The organism is Donghicola sp. (assembly GCF_025210255.1).
In the GTDB taxonomy this organism is placed as follows: Bacteria; Pseudomonadota; Alphaproteobacteria; order Rhodobacterales; family Rhodobacteraceae; genus Donghicola; species Donghicola eburneus.
Window position 1 is genome coordinate 120727 of record NZ_JAOARZ010000037.1, and the last position, 14412, is coordinate 135138.

The window sequence follows — 14412 nt, forward strand, 5'->3', positions numbered from 1 at the left end:
TATCCTCACAGCGCGTTCAGCAGGGTGTCAAACAGGGACCGAGCCACCGAGATCACCTGAGCGTTGGCCTGATAGGCCTGTTGTTGCGAAATCAGGTTTGCCGCCTCTGTATCTAGATCAACGGCACTGACTCGCGCTTCTGCAGCCATTGCGCTTTCCAAAAGCGAATTTGCTGTTTCTTTTCTGGATTCAGCGCCTGCGACCTTGCCGCCGACGTCAGTCACCATCTCGTTGAAGATGGCGGTAAAGCCACCCAGTCCGGTGTCCGTATTCCGCATCTGCAGGTCGGCCAGACGCTCAACCGTACGCGAGTCCGCGTAGTCTGGCTGAGACGGGTCGATCGAGAACATGTCGCCGGTCTGGTAGCCCTTGGACAGGGTCACGCTGTAGCGGCCGATCTGCGCATTGCCATTGGCGTCCAGCGTACGCTGTGCGATCTCGTCGCCGGTCTCTGCGTCATACAGCCCGATCAGGGCGTTATCGCCATCTAGAATGCGGATTTCGACCGGACGGTCGGCCTGCGCGTCCAGACGCGGCGTCACATCTGCCGCCAGCTTGGTGGCGCCGTTCGAGCCCATGGCCACGATCAACTGCTCGTTCGGCAAGTTGCTCAGCGTCAAACGACGACCAGAGGATTGCATCTGGCCCGTCACGTCCAGAATACGGTTGTCGGTCGCGTGCAGTTCTAGCGCGCCATCCGACGTCACCAGTAGCGAGGTGTTCGAGGTCCGGAAACCCAGTTCCTCGGCGCCTGCCTGCGGGGGAATTTCAATCTCTCCGGTGCCTGCGGGGGGCGTGATGGTGATCCGCTGAGTGGCCGCGTCATATGCAACACCGCCGGGGAAACCGCCCGCGCTGACAGAGATCGCCCCTGCCCCGCCATTGGTCACGTTCATGGTATAGCTGGTGCCACCATGGCTGAAGTTCAGGGAATGCCCGCCTGCAGCGAGGGTCTGGATGTTGATCTCGCCGCCAATGGCTTCGTTCGAGATGGTGTTGGACGCGCCCATACCAAAGGCCGCCGCGTCCCCGGGGTTCGCAGCCACGGCCAGCATCGCGCCATTCAGCGCGCCATCTGCTGTCTCGATCACGAGCTGGTTCGAGGCGTCGAAATAGGCGTTCAGGCGGCCTTCTTCGGGGCCGGTGACTTTGGGTGCGCCGTCATCCATCGAGATGGCGTAGGTCTGGTCGCCCAAGGACACGCGCATCATAGTGCCTTCGGCTGGGATGGTGCCGATCGCTTCGCCGGTCAGACGGCTGGAGGGCGACCCTTCGCGCAACGCGGACGCCATACCGTAGGCCGCATCAATGTCATCCATCGCGCCAAATTCAGCGGGATCAAACGTCGCGCTGATGGTGCCCGCCACCGGATCGTCGATGTTCAGCGTGTAGAACGCAGACGCCGCCGTCTGGGACAAACCGTCATCCGAGGGGCCGTCCAGCGCCGCATCATACGAGAAACGCATGACCTGCGTTGCACCTGCGTCCTGAATTTCACGGGTTGCTCGGCCACCGTTGAACGGATCCGCTTCGGCGCCGATCGACAGCGCCCCTTCGGACACGCTGAAGTCATCCTGCGCCGCAACCGAGACAGTGCCGACAGCCTTGAGGTTATCAAGACCCGATGCGCCCAGCGACACTGTGCCCAGACCCAACGAGTTTCCGAACTCGTCCACCTTGTCCACCACCATTGAACCGCCGGTGCTGTGGGTGAAGAGCGAAAGGTTGATGTCTGCGCCAGTGTCGCTGGTTAGCACCAGTCGGCCCGCGGACGGGTCGATCTGTGCCTTTACCCCAGTTGAGGGGCTGGCAAGGTTGATCGCTTGCGCGAGTTCGGTCACGTCGCCGCCATAGACGTCCGCGTCGATCTGGAAGGGCGTGACGTTGTCGCCCTGAATTTTGAACCGAACTTTGCCGTCATCGGGGAAATCCAGCGTGATGTCCGTGCGTGCCGAGACGGTCGCATCGACCTCTGCCGCGACAAGGCTGGCCATCTGCTGCGCGCTCGTGCCTGCGGGCACGTCGATGAACCCACCCTGCAACGCGTTCACATCCAGCGTAACCGCCGGCGTGATCGGAGCGGTAGAGTATGTGGTCCAAGCCTGCAGCCCTTGGGTCTCGCGCATGGTGGCAACGTAGTTCCCGATGGCGCTGGACTGCTCCATCGTAATGCCGCGATAGCCCTCGGGATTGTTCAGGTCGGCCATGCGGTAGGTCGCGCCAGGCAAGAACCCGTTGGCCTCGGTCAAGAAAGCTTCGGCCTCGGCAGGGTCCATGGGCGCGCCTGCGATCTGCAGACCGTCACGGGTGAACACGGCCAGATCTGCGGCCTTTTCGGGATCGGACAGGATCGTGCCAGCCACGGCGCCGGCGCCTGTGGTCAGAGTCGCGGTCACGCTGGTCGACGCGCCAGCCACGTCCAACATCACCTCGGTGCCATTTGTGGCCAGTCGGCCGCCCAAGTTGCTGAGTGCTTCGCCATCATCATTTAGGATGGTGCCGTCATTGATCTGGCTGATGAAGTCCGCTTCAGTCAGCGGTCCGGACGCGGTGAAGTCATGGGGAACCCCGTCGATCACCACGTTCATCGCAGAAATGGTCGCGCCACCACTGGCAAAGCTCAGGCTGGCCTGACGGTCCAGCGAGGCCAGCGTAAAGGTATCGGTGCCCTCGGGGATCACACCGACGACGCCGGCGGACAGGAACTCTGCCGCATTTAGCGCGTCAGGCGCGGTCAGCGCAGACATCTGCCCCACGCTCGTGACTTCGGCCACAGAGCTGGCCACGACTATCTTGGCATCGCCCTGATTGGCAGAATTCGCAGTCACAGTCGAAGGCGCCGCGCTGGCAATGTGCGATGGCTTCTTGATCAGGAATGCTAGGTCAGCCGCATTGCCTTCGCGGCGGGTCAGATCAATCCGGTCACCGTTCTGAGGCTTGCCCGCAAAGCTGATGACCATGCCGGGCAGCGTGATCTGATTGTTACCATTGCCTAGCTCCGTTCCGCCGGAATCATAGGCCCGCCAGACGCCCGCCAGATGGTCGCGGACCAGATCCAGTGGCCCTTCGAGCATAACAGTCGGATCGGTCACGGTCACTTCGGCAGTGCCTGTGCCACGGTTTACGATCGAGTTCTGGACCTTCCAGCCTTCCATCGAGAACATGTCGCCACCAGGCGCACCGTCCAGATCGATGCCTTCGCTGTGGATCGAATTCATTTGGTCCGCGATTGCCTTGGCCCAGTCGTTCGTATCGGTCAGGGCAGAGTTGATAACGCCAACGGCAGTCGACAAACCAAAGAGTGATCCACCCGAGACCGCGCGGCTCTGAGAGGTCTCGTCAGGATCTTGGGGGATAATACGAACGCGGTCGATGTTGACCTGTTCCAGCTGAGACACGTAATCGCCCTCAATCAGAACGACACCGCCCTTGGTCTTGCCCCAAGACAGGGTCATCATGTTGAAGTCGTCGATATCGACGTGAATATCGTTGATCTTGGCCAGATCGGTCAGCAGCTTGTCACGGCGATCAAACAGCGGGTTCAGAGCCGCGGTATCCTGCGTCACAGCAACCTTTTGCTGCAACTCGCCCAACTCCTTCAGCATCAGGTTTGCCTGATCAATCTGCAGCGCCGCGTCTTCGGTCGTGGTCGCGACCATATTCTCCATGTCTTTTGCCAGCGATTTCACCCCTTCAACAAAGGAGTTCGCCGTGTCGATCATGATCTGGCGCAAACCTTCGTCAACGGGGTCACCGGCAACACTGGCAATCCCGTCAAAGAAGGTGTCCATCATTTCCAAAACGCCGCCATCCTGCGGGGTCAAACGTGCCTCGAGGAAGTTCATCGGCGTCAGCGCCGCTTCTTGTACTTCGACAGCACCAGAGGCTGTGCGCACGCGCTCGGCCAGAATGCTGTTGAAGGCGCGCTTAATCTCGCTGATGTCCACACCTTGCGACTGTGTGCCCGAATGGATCGGACTCATTTTGCCGCCGCCGATTTCCTCGGAGACGGCAATGCGCCGGTGGTACCCTTCGGTATCTGCGTTCGCGATATTTTCACTGGTGACCTGCAGTTTCGCTTGCGCCGCGCGCAAGCCACTGCGGCCGATATCCATGATGCCGCTCATTATTTATCGCCTCCGGGGACGAACTGCGCGAATTGTTTATAGAGGGCGGCGCCAATCCCGAGGCCTGTATGGCTGGCACCGATCTGGGTCATCTTTTCATCCAAGAGGCTCTGCATCGTATCGACCGACGAGCCCCCAAGTAGGTCTTCGCCCAAGCTGGTTTCGCGGGCGGTTTTCATCACCTGCTGCATGAACAGAGCTTCGAACGCTTGTGTCGCTTCCTTAAGCTGCTGATGCTTGGTGCTGGCCGACGTGACGTTCGTCGTCGCAGAGTACATGCGCAGATCGGATGCTTTGGTCGCGTCTATCATGGCTGTCTCCTTAGATGATGATCAGTTCGGCACGCAGGGCGCCTGCGGTGTTCAGGGCCTCTAGGATGGCGACCAGATCGACGGGGCTTGCGCCGACTGCGTTGATCGCGTCCACCAGCGAGGACAAGGAAATACCGGGGTCAAAGAGGAAGGCACGCGCGGGGTCTTGTTCGATGTCGATCTCGCTGTCCGGTGTCACGACAGGATCACCTGCGGGCACCACAACTTCTCCGCCATCGGCCACCACGGTCGCGCCGCCCTGATCGACGTTGAAATCTTCGTTCACGCGGACAGTCAGTGAACCATGGGTCACAGCTGCGGGCGAAACGCGCACGTCACCGCTGATCACAACCGTACCCGTGCGGCTGTTCACGATAATCTTGGCGCGGGCTTCTGCGGGCTCGACGTCAATGCTTTCGAGCATTCCCATGAAGGACACGCGCTGACCGGGATCAGCAGGCGCGCGAACACGGACCGAGGTCCCGTCCAGAGGCAGTGCGACACCGGCGCCGAACATGCCGTTGATTGCTTCGGCCATACGGTTCGACGTGCTGAAGTCACTGCGGTGCAGGTTCAGGACGAAGTATTCGGACTCGAGGAAAGGCGTTTCCACCAGTCGCTCGACGGTCGCGCCACCGGGGATACGGCCCACAGTCGGGATGTTCACCATGACGGACGATCCGTCACCAGCCTCGACCCCTAGACCACCGACAACAAGGTTGCCTTGGGCGATAGCGTAAACCTCGCCATCTGCGCCCATCAGCGGGGTCATGAGCAGGGTACCACCCTGTAGCGACTTGGCCTTGCCCGCAGTGGACACGGTGATGTCCATCTTCTGGCCAGGCTTCAAGAAGGGGGACATCTCTGCGGTGACCATCACGGCCGCCGCGTTTTTGGCATCCAGATTATTGGCGTCGGTTTCCAGACCAAGGCGCGAGATGATCGACTGCATGGACTGCTGCGTCAGCGTCGAGCCACCGTCGCCGGTACCCGCCAGACCGACAACCAGACCGTAGCCCACCAAAGGGTTCGACCGCACACCAGCGACAGAGGCCAGATCTTTGATCCGGTCGGCTTTGGCCATCATAGGGGCGAGGAGGCTAAGGATGATAATCAGGACAAGACGGCACATGGCGGCGACCCTTTCGGTTGCGCTTTAGAACGGCGAAGCGGTGTTGATGGCGCGGCTGAGCCAGCCACGTTTGCCCGCATCTGCTAGCTGACCGGCACCGATGTATTTGATGTCGGCATTGGCGATGCGGTCCGATTCAACGATATTGTCGGGCGAGATATCCGAGGGGCGCACGATGCCCGTCAGGCGAATGTACTCGTCGCCGTTGTTCAGGGTCAGCTTCTTCTGGCCTACGATTTCTAGATTGCCGCCGGGCAGAACACGCACGACGTTCACCGACATGCGGCCTGTCAGGCTGTTCGACTGGCTGGCGCTGCCACGACCCGAAAAACTGCTTTCTGACCCGCTGGCCAAGTCTGCACCAGTGAAATTCAGCGGCAGGATCGAGGGCAGGTTCACGCCATACTCGTCGCTGCGGCTGGTGCTGGCGTTCTGGCTCTTGGTGGCCGCGAAACGCTCGGACAGTTTGACGGTCAGGATGTCGCCGACGCTGGCCGCTTTGCGGTCGGTCGCAAACAGACCCATCGATCCGTTGCCGTAGATGCCACCGGTGGGCATCAGAGATGCGGTTTCGGGAGCCTCGACAGGATACACGGGTGCATAGTTGGCAGAGGCGTTTTCTTCGATCTGCTGCGAGCAACCGGCGACGGTCAGGGCAGCACATCCAGCGATAAGAGCAAAGCGAAGGGTCATGAGGATCACAGCTTGTTTGAGAGGTACTGCATCATCTCGTCCGAAGCCGAGATGGATTTGGAGTTCAGTTCGTAGGCGCGTTGGGCTTCGATCATGTCGACCAATTCCTGCACCACGTTCACGTTCGAGCTTTCGAGTGTGCCTTGCATCAGGCTGCCCATGCCGTCCGCGACAGGGTTCGCTACGATGGGCGCGCCGCTGGCAGGGGTTTCGACAAGGAAGTTCTCGCCGCGGGAATCAAGACCCGCTGGGTTCGAGAACGTCGCCAGTGTCAGCTGGCCAACTTCCTGATAGATGTTGTTGCCGGGCGTGGTGACGCTGACGATACCGTCGGCCGAAATGTTGATCTCCATCGCATCCGCAGGGATCTGAATTTCTGGCTGAACCACGTAGCCCGAGCTGGTGGTCATGGTGCCTTCGGCGTTCCGAGAAAAGGTGCCGTCACGGGTGTAGCCAATCTGGCCGTCCGGCAGCAGCACCTGAAAGAAGCCTTGCCCGTTGATCGCGATATCAAGGTTATTGCCGGTATTAACGAGGCTACCCTGACTGTGCAGCTTCTGGGTGTTAACCATGCGCACACCGGTACCAACGGCCGATGCCGAGGTCAGCTGGGTCGCTTCCGAGGTCTGTGCCCCACCCGATTTCCAGGTTTGATAAAGTAGGGTCTCGAAGTTGGCGCGGTCGCGCTTGAAGCCGGTTGTGTTAACGTTCGCCAGGTTGTTCGAGATCACCTGGATCCGGGCTTGTTGGGCGTTCAGCCCCGTCTTTGCGACGTGCATGGATGCGCTGGACATCTTGGACGCTCCTTAAAGAGTGGCGGTTCACCAAGATGTCTGCAAAAGCTGTGCCAAGATGCTAAAACATCCGGGCACAATGCCGTTATTATTCCATTGGAGCCTGCATCAGGCTGGCGCCGGCTTCGTCGATCTTCTGAGTTTCGGCGATCATTTTCATCCCGAACTCAAAGCCACGTTGGTTTTCAATGGTTGCCAGCAGCTCGTCGATCGGGTTGACGTTGGACCGCTCCAGTGTCCCTTGCAGAACCTTGGCCTGCTGATCTACTGGAGGCATTGTGCCGTCCTTGTTACGGATATGTCCGTCTAAACCCTTTTGAAGCGTTCCTTCGGGCGGCATCGTTGTGGCCAGAGCGCCAATATTTAGCTGTTCGCCCGGCGCGCCATCAATTGGTTCGATGATAATCTCGCCGATTTCGTTAATAACGATCTGGCGGAAGGGCGGGATATTGATCGGCTGCATCTGCGCGTTCAACATCTCTTCGCCTGCGCCATTGCGCAGGATGCCGTCATTGCCCACCGCAAGGTCCCCGCGGCGGGTTAGGGCGGGCGGACCACCGTTGTCAGGCTTCATAAAGAAGTACCCCTGATCCGCGATGGCAACGTCCAGTAAGTTGTCAGTCTTATCCAGAAATCCGCTATCTTCGGAGAAACCAGCAGGCCCTTTTTCCAGCTGGAATGCGCGAACGCTGGCCTGATCCAAGGCTGCTGCGAACCGTGTACCACCAGGGTTGTCCAAGTCAGCGCGATAGCCGGGGACATTCATGTTGGCCAAGTTCTGGGCTTGGGTCACGTTGCTGTCTCGGCGGTTATGCAGAGAGTTCAGCGCAGTATAAATCAAGCGGTCCATGGATCAGGTTCCTTTAGTCAGCGGAAAGAGCGCTTTAGCGCAGCTGGAGGATGGTCTGCGACAGCGAGTTCGAGGTCTCTAGCGCCTTGGCCGAGGCCTGATAGTTCCGCTGTGCAGCAATCAGTTCGACCAGTTCAGATGTCAGATCGACGTTCGCTTGCTCCAGCGAGCCTGCGCGGATGTTACCAAAGCCGCTGATACCGGACTGACCGTAATAGGGCTCGCCCGAGGTCGCGGTTGCTTTGTAGGATGAGTCACCGACCGGAGACAGACCATTCAGGTTCGTGAAGTTCGCCAACACCACCTGACCCAAAGCAATGGTTTCAGTGCCCGAGTAGTTCGCCCAGACGATGCCGTTGCCATCCACTTCCAAGTTCGACAGACCGCGCGGCGCCTCGCCGTCATGCTCCAGAGTGACGACAGCGAAATCGTCTGCCAGCATCGACGAGTCCGCGAAATCCAGATTGATGGTACGGCCGTCACTGGTGAACGCGATCGGATCTTCGCCTTCGATCTGTACACCCGATTCATCGAACGCAACAGTCAGAGGGCTTGCAGGCGTGAAGGGTACGCCATCCACCGACATGTGAACTTCGTAGCGGGTCTCAGTGTTGGTCGCATCGGGGATGTCGGTCATCACAAAGTACAGCTCGGCCTCTTGGGCGATGCCCTCGTCGTTAAAGATCGAGAAGGGCGAGGTGAAGGCGTAGCTGGTGTTGTCATCGGGGTCGAATGCATTGGTTGCAGGTACTGCGTCCTGCGTGCCCTGCGACTTCGATCCAGTTGGTACCGCCAATGTGACCGAAGTGTTTGAAGTGGCGGTGGGATTGCCGCGGAACGACGGTACGTTCAGGGGCTGAATGATTGATTTCGACAGCACGGTGCCATCTTCGGCGCTGGGATAGCTCAGCATGAAGCTACCGCCCGCGTTCACCACGTTGCCATCAGAGTTCAGACCAAAGGAACCAGCGCGGCTAAAGCTCATTTCGCCGTTATCCTTTTCAGGCTGCAGCGCAAAGAAGCCCTGACCCTGAATAGCAAGGTCCAGTGTATTACCGGTCTGCTCGAACGAGCCTTGGTTGAAGCTCTTGCCCACATGCGCCAGACGGGTACCTAGACCGGTCTGTTTCTTGGGGTCCGAGAACGGCGGGGTCGAGTAAAGGTCCGCAAATTCTGTGCGGCTCTTGTGGTAGCCGACGGTGTTTACGTTGGCGATGTTGTTCGACGTATTCGCGATGTCAGCCTGCGCTGCGTGCAGACCTGTCAGGGCGGTAAGTGCGGACATTGGGCTCTCCTATCTTAGGCGTTCGAGCGGGAATTGGGGGGCGTTCAGAGGGGTTGGAGATCAACGCAGCGCGCTGATTTCCAAGTAGTTGCGTTCACCATAGTCTTCGACATTCAGGGTCATATCGCTGCCATCGGTCGGCATCTGGACCCCCATCACGCGGGCGTAGACCGAGGGGCCTATCACCTGTGTTCCTTCATCGGTCGTCACCTCAACAGAGACGCGGACCGATCCATGGCTGTTCACGATGTTATCCGGCACATCCGTCCAGTCGAAACCAACCAGACCCGGGCGCTGACCGCCAAGCTGCTCTTTGTGCAGGATGGTAGAGTTATTACTGTCGAGGAACGTCACCGTGACATTGTTTGCGGCTTCGGCCAGATCGACCACACCGTGAATTTCACCCTGCGCATCGGGGCGGGCGATGGTCCCCGGCACCAGAACGCTCTGGCCCAGCAACGAGGATGCGGTGGCGATCCGGCCGCTGTTCAACTCGCTGGACATATCGCCAAGGGTTTCGTTGATCCGATCCAGACCCGCGACCGAGCTGAACTGCGCCATCTGCGCCAAGAAGTCCCCATTTTCCATCGGGGCAAACGGGTCTTGGTTCTGCAGCTGGGTTGTCATCAGGGTCAGGAAATCCTCCTGCCCCAGATCCTTGTTATTCGGGGCGACATTCGTCTTGAGGCTCTCCGTGTCATATTCACGGACCCCCGAGATGTTTGCATATGCGCCGCTGACTGTGGTCATCTAGGTCTCTCCTGATTGCAGCGTTACTGGCCCATCTTGACCGTGCGCGACATCAGGGTGCGCAGAGTCGAGACGACCTCGAGGGTGTTCTGGTACTGACGGCTGGCTTCGGTCATTTCGACCATCTCTTCGTCGACGTTGACCGCAGCCTCGTAGACAAAGCCGTCTTCATTCGCGAGCGGATGGTCGGGGCGGAAAACCTTGGCAGGTTCGCGGTCCAGCGAAACGATGTCGCTGACGCTGGTGGTCGACAGGCCGCTCTCGCGGACATCGGCGGCGTAGTCGATTTCGAATACCGGGCGGATTGCGCGAAACGCGCCATCCTCTGTGGTTGAGACAGAGCCCGCGTTCGCGATGTTCGATGCAATCGTGTTCAGACGTGTCATCTGCGACGACATCGAACGGGCGGCTACATCATATACGTTGTTGATCGACGACATGATTATTCTCCACGGATCGCTTGGTTCAGGCCGGCGATCTTGCGGTTCAGCAAGGTCAGCGTGGCTTGGTACCGTTGGGTGTTTTCCGAGAATTCCATTTGCTCAACCGCCAGTTCGACGGTGTTGCCATCCAGAGCGGGGTTCAGGTTCTGGCGATATCCCAGACCTTGGGCCAGCCCGCCCCCGACAGTGAAATGTTGATCATCACTGGCACGCAAATTGCCTACACCCTGCGCACGATCCAGTGCGCTGGCGAAGTCGATGTCCCGTGCCTTGAACCCCGGCGTTGCGGCGTTCGCGATATTAGAGGCAAGGACATTGTTGCGGCGCTCACGCAGCACCAACGCATCTGCGTGTAGGCTGATATGGTCGCGTATACCCGTCATTCCGGTCCTCGTTGACTTTCTTTCTAAAAAGTTCGGCGTTTCGGCCGTTCTGGTCTGGGAATTGCAAGTGCCATGCCAAATGGAAGCAAACCGGCAGGAGCACCGAAAATGACCTCGGCCAAATCGGGAAGTTCAGACACCAAGAGCACCGGCACACGTAAAGTGAAGCCGATGACAAAGATTCTGAGCAAGATGCGCGGTGTCGAACCGCTCGTCGGAGCCGAGGCTCTGGCCGATCTCTATGAAGAAGAGAATGACCCAGCGCGCCGCAACCTGCTGATGCAGGCACGGCTAAAGCTGCTGCAGGATGCTCTAAAAGGAGAAAAGCCCGCGCCAAAGAAGCCCAAGCGCCGCAAAGCTGCGAAACCTGCGCCCGAGCCTGTGCCGGAACCCGAGCCCATCCCAGAGCCCGAACCCGCACCGCCGCCCCCGCCCAAGAAAGCGCCAAAGCTAGACATGATGGATCTGAGCGATCCCTCTGTCTTTGACGTGTTCGGCGATCTCGATGCCGAGGACGAGCCCGAAGATACCCCAGCCCCGACTGCCGCGCCCCCAGCACCTGCCGAAGAGGAGGCCCCAGACCCCTTTGCCGCCCTCGCGGGTCTCGGCGGGGATAGCCCAACCGCGTCCGACGATCCTTTTGCGGCCTTCGGTGATGACGATGGCGACGACCCGTTTGCCGCGTTCTCGGACGACACCCCCAAAGCTGCCAGCCCTGCTGCCGCACCCGCGGCGAAAAAAGACGAAGACCCGTTTGCTGCATTTACAGACGACGGAGACGATCCCTTCGCGGCATTCGGAGAGTTAGGCGCCTCATCCGCTGATGACACGCCAGCGGCAGCGGAAGCAGCCCCCGAAGAAAACGATCCATTCGCCGCATTCGCAGATGAGGGTGACGATCCGTTCGCGGCGTTCGAAAATGACGCCGCCGCGCCTGCGGAGGCCGAGAGCAAGCCCGCCGAACCGGCAGCCGAAGACCCTTTCGCTGCATTTGCGGACGAGAGCGACGATCCGTTCGCGGCATTTAAAGAAGACGACGCAGCACCGGCAGAACCAGTAAGCACGCCAGCCAAACCGGAAGCAGAAGATCCGTTCGCCGCATTTGCAGATGAGAGCGACGATCCGTTCGCGGCCTTTAAAGAAGACGATGCAGCACCGACAGAACCAGTAAGCACGCCAGTCAAACCGGCAGCAGAAGATCCGTTCGCTGCATTCGCGGACGAGAGCGACGATCCCTTCGCGGCATTTAAAGAAGACGACGCAGCACCGGCAGAACCAGTAAGCACGCCAGCCAAACCGGAAGCAGAAGATCCGTTCGCCGCATTTGCGGACGAGAGCGACGATCCCTTCGCGGCATTTAAAGAAGACGACGCTGCACCGGCTGCGCCAGAAGGCACACCAGGCGAACCGGAAGCTGAGCCCCCCTTCGCCGCTTTTGCGGACGAGAGCGGCGACCCATTTTCTGAACTGAAAGAAGAGGACGAGACGACTTCAGAGACAGAAGCTGAAGATCCTCTTGCTGCGTTGGCTGCGTTCGAAAGCGATCCAGAGGCATTGGCACAAATTTCCGAAGATTTGGACGATGCCAAAAAAGAGGCAGTGGACGTGTCTCTGCAAGAAGAGGCCGAGGCGGCTTCGGAAGCGCCAGCTATTGCGCCTGAGGATGAGCCTGAGTCGGTTGCTGCTGAGTTTGCGGACGACAGCGCAGAGCGCGTGGAAAACGCAGAGGCGCTCGCCGAGAGTGATCCCTTTGAATTGGAAGAAGCGGATGATCCCTTTGCTGCTCTGGCGGAGCTGGAGCAGAGAGGCATCGGCGCGGAGAACCAGAACGAAGACATGTTCGAACCGTTCGAGGTGGCGAAGCCATCCAGTGAAGAGGACAGCACCGCCCATCTGCAAAACATGGCCGCGAGTGGTTTTGCGGCACTGACAGAAGCGAATGACGATCTCGATACGCCGGAGACTGAGCAGGACGCAGACGACGCAGACGACGCAGACGATGATCCGTTTGCTGCTTTCGCAGACCTAGAGGGAGAAGAGACCGCCCCAACGACCAACGAGGAAGATTTGGATGAACTTGCGCCTGCGGATGAGGTAGCAGACAGTCCCGAAGATATCGATGAGTCCGTCGTCTCTGACACCGCCGAGACTTCAGATCCCAAGGGATTTGAAGAGCATCAGGAGGATGACGAGGGAGACGCGGATCCCTTTGCGGCTCTGGCTGGTCTAGACGATATGGAATTGGGGTCGGACAGCGACAATGACGAGATGTTCGAGCCATTTGAGATCGAGTCTACTGTGAATGACGCCGAAAGCAGTGCTCACCTGCAAGCTTTGGCGTCGAACGGGTTTGCCGCATTCGCAGATGATACACATCCAGAAGAGACTGAGGCGGTTGACCTGAACGAAGAGCCAGAAGCTGCGAAGAACTTTGCCGATACTGACCTCACGTCGGCTGAGGAAGAGTCACTGTCAGACGGTCTGCCAGAGGCGCAAGACGCTCTAGACGACGTGCTGGCTGAGACGCCTATTGCTGCGGACACGTGGGCCGAGGAAAAATCCGTCGCCAAAGACCCCATGCCCGGTGATACCGAGGTAAGCGACGTCAACGATCTGCTGGCCCAATTCAATGACGCTGGATCAGAGCCGGCTGAGGTATCAAACACAGACCCTGCTATCGCCGACGCTCCAGAGGAAAGCTCTGGCGTACTGTCTGATGAGGCTGAACCTTTTGCAGCATTCGTCGACGAGCCTGCGACACGCGATGAAGAGACTGTGACGGCTCAGATTGACGCCTCCGCGGCTGAAGAGGATCTCGAAAAGAGCGAGACGTCTTCCACCAACAACGCAGCCGATCATCCGACCTCTGAAGAAATCGAGCCGAGTGAGGACCTGGTTGGTGGGATCGAAGACTCGCAGGAAATCTGCGAGGATATCCCGACTGTTGTTGACGAAGATGCGTTCGAACTGGTCGCAGACGACGTGCCTCAGCCACTTGGAGAGGCAGAAAATCAGGACTTCCCAGCCGTCGCAGACTTGGTGGACCGGAACGTCAACGCGGCCAATGTTTCGCAGGAGGATGACGACGCCGTTTTCGCATCTTTACTTGGAGACGACGTTGGCGATTTCGATGATATCGAGAACGCTACGCCCGCCTCGGCCGACGCACAGGACGAGCAGGACGAGCAGGACGAGCAGAACCTCGAGGAAGACGTTGATCTACCACTTTCTCAAGAGCCCGCGCAATTCGCGCAGCCAGAAACAAACACCGAAACAACACAGGACGATACCGCTCCGCACGACTGCGCCTCCGATACTCTAGACACACTGTCGGAACTCGCTGACCAGCTCGGGGATACGAGGGGTCTTGAGCAGGAGAGCCACGACATCGTGGAAGCCGAAGGCGATGCTTCGATCGCTACGGAAGAGATAACCGTCGAGCCGCTCTCTTTGGGTGATGCTGGCCCCGCGGACGATGAGACCGAGAGCGAGACCGATTTACATACCGCGCTCGTCGCGGATGAGGTGGATGAAGCAGAGGAGCTAGAGCAAGCTCTGGAAGCACTGGCGCCACTTGCTGCAGAGAAGCCTGAGCCTGAGCCTGCGGGAGAGCGGGAGCCGGAGGCGGCGGCGGGGGGGGTGCC

10 protein-coding genes and 1 pseudogene are annotated in these 14412 nt (G+C 59.3%); 1 reads left to right on the forward strand and 10 read right to left on the reverse strand.

Translation table 11 applies throughout. The features are described 5' to 3' along the window. Window positions 1–5: 5 nt before the first annotated feature. The 10 genes from N4A58_RS17360 to flgB all read right to left on the reverse strand — a co-directional run bounded on the left by N4A58_RS17360 (window position 6) and on the right by flgB (window position 10768). On the reverse strand, window positions 6–4127 hold the full coding sequence (locus tag N4A58_RS17360) for a flagellar basal body protein (protein ID WP_293711889.1): 4122 nt from the start codon (window positions 4125–4127) through the stop codon (window positions 6–8). Next, the gene (locus N4A58_RS17365) at window positions 4127–4438 is read right to left on the reverse strand and encodes a rod-binding protein (RefSeq protein WP_072708393.1); all 312 of its coding nucleotides are present in this window, start codon (window positions 4436–4438) and stop codon (window positions 4127–4129) included. Before N4A58_RS17365 ends, N4A58_RS17360 begins: the two co-directional genes overlap by 1 nt. A gap of 10 nt (window positions 4439–4448) precedes the next feature. Continuing rightward, a complete protein-coding gene (locus tag N4A58_RS17370) occupies window positions 4449–5570 on the reverse strand; it encodes a flagellar basal body P-ring protein FlgI (RefSeq protein ID WP_293711892.1) in 1122 nt (373 codons plus the stop codon). Between the two features lie 24 nt (window positions 5571–5594). Next, entirely contained in the window at window positions 5595–6263 is a 669-nt protein-coding gene (locus N4A58_RS17375; protein ID WP_072708397.1) for a flagellar basal body L-ring protein FlgH, read from the reverse strand. 5 nt (window positions 6264–6268) lie between these two features. After that, window positions 6269–7057, reverse strand: a complete 789-nt coding sequence (gene flgG / locus N4A58_RS17380; RefSeq protein WP_072708399.1) for a flagellar basal-body rod protein FlgG — start codon at window positions 7055–7057, stop codon at window positions 6269–6271. Window positions 7058–7145: 88 nt separating this feature from the next. Then, complete coding sequence (locus tag N4A58_RS17385) at window positions 7146–7907, reverse strand: flagellar basal body rod C-terminal domain-containing protein (RefSeq protein WP_072708400.1); 762 nt, start codon at window positions 7905–7907, stop codon at window positions 7146–7148. 34 nt (window positions 7908–7941) lie between these two features. Beyond that, on the reverse strand, window positions 7942–9192 hold the full coding sequence (locus N4A58_RS17390) for a flagellar hook protein FlgE (RefSeq protein WP_072708402.1): 1251 nt from the start codon (window positions 9190–9192) through the stop codon (window positions 7942–7944). 60 nt (window positions 9193–9252) lie between these two features. Beyond that, window positions 9253–9942, reverse strand: coding sequence for a flagellar hook capping FlgD N-terminal domain-containing protein (locus N4A58_RS17395; protein ID WP_293711897.1), 690 nt, complete (start codon window positions 9940–9942; stop codon window positions 9253–9255). Between the two features lie 23 nt (window positions 9943–9965). Continuing rightward, window positions 9966–10382 (reverse strand): flagellar basal body rod protein FlgC, encoded by a 417-nt coding sequence (gene flgC / locus N4A58_RS17400; protein ID WP_072708407.1) that lies wholly within the window; start codon window positions 10380–10382, stop codon window positions 9966–9968. A gap of 2 nt (window positions 10383–10384) precedes the next feature. Next, complete coding sequence (gene flgB, locus N4A58_RS17405; protein ID WP_072708409.1) at window positions 10385–10768, reverse strand: flagellar basal body rod protein FlgB; 384 nt, start codon at window positions 10766–10768, stop codon at window positions 10385–10387. Between the two features lie 171 nt (window positions 10769–10939). Between flgB and N4A58_RS17410 the strand changes: the two are divergent. Next, window positions 10940–14412, forward strand: a pseudogene (locus N4A58_RS17410) (hypothetical protein); the annotation flags it as partial.

Excerpts from the sequence above, each read along its gene's own strand:
- N4A58_RS17360 (WP_293711889.1), bottom strand. The coding sequence starts at position 4,127 with ATGAGCGGCATCATGGATATCGGCCGCAGTGGCTTGCGCGCGGCGCAA.
- N4A58_RS17365 (WP_072708393.1), bottom strand. The coding sequence starts at position 4,438 with ATGATAGACGCGACCAAAGCATCCGATCTGCGCATGTACTCTGCGACG.
- N4A58_RS17370 (WP_293711892.1), bottom strand. The coding sequence starts at position 5,570 with ATGTGCCGTCTTGTCCTGATTATCATCCTTAGCCTCCTCGCCCCTATG.
- N4A58_RS17375 (WP_072708397.1), bottom strand. The coding sequence starts at position 6,263 with ATGACCCTTCGCTTTGCTCTTATCGCTGGATGTGCTGCCCTGACCGTC.
- flgG (WP_072708399.1), bottom strand. The coding sequence starts at position 7,057 with ATGTCCAGCGCATCCATGCACGTCGCAAAGACGGGGCTGAACGCCCAA.
- N4A58_RS17385 (WP_072708400.1), bottom strand. The coding sequence starts at position 7,907 with ATGGACCGCTTGATTTATACTGCGCTGAACTCTCTGCATAACCGCCGA.
- N4A58_RS17390 (WP_072708402.1), bottom strand. The coding sequence starts at position 9,192 with ATGTCCGCACTTACCGCCCTGACAGGTCTGCACGCAGCGCAGGCTGAC.
- N4A58_RS17395 (WP_293711897.1), bottom strand. The coding sequence starts at position 9,942 with ATGACCACAGTCAGCGGCGCATATGCAAACATCTCGGGGGTCCGTGAA.
- flgC (WP_072708407.1), bottom strand. The coding sequence starts at position 10,382 with ATGTCGTCGATCAACAACGTATATGATGTAGCCGCCCGTTCGATGTCG.
- flgB (WP_072708409.1), bottom strand. The coding sequence starts at position 10,768 with ATGACGGGTATACGCGACCATATCAGCCTACACGCAGATGCGTTGGTG.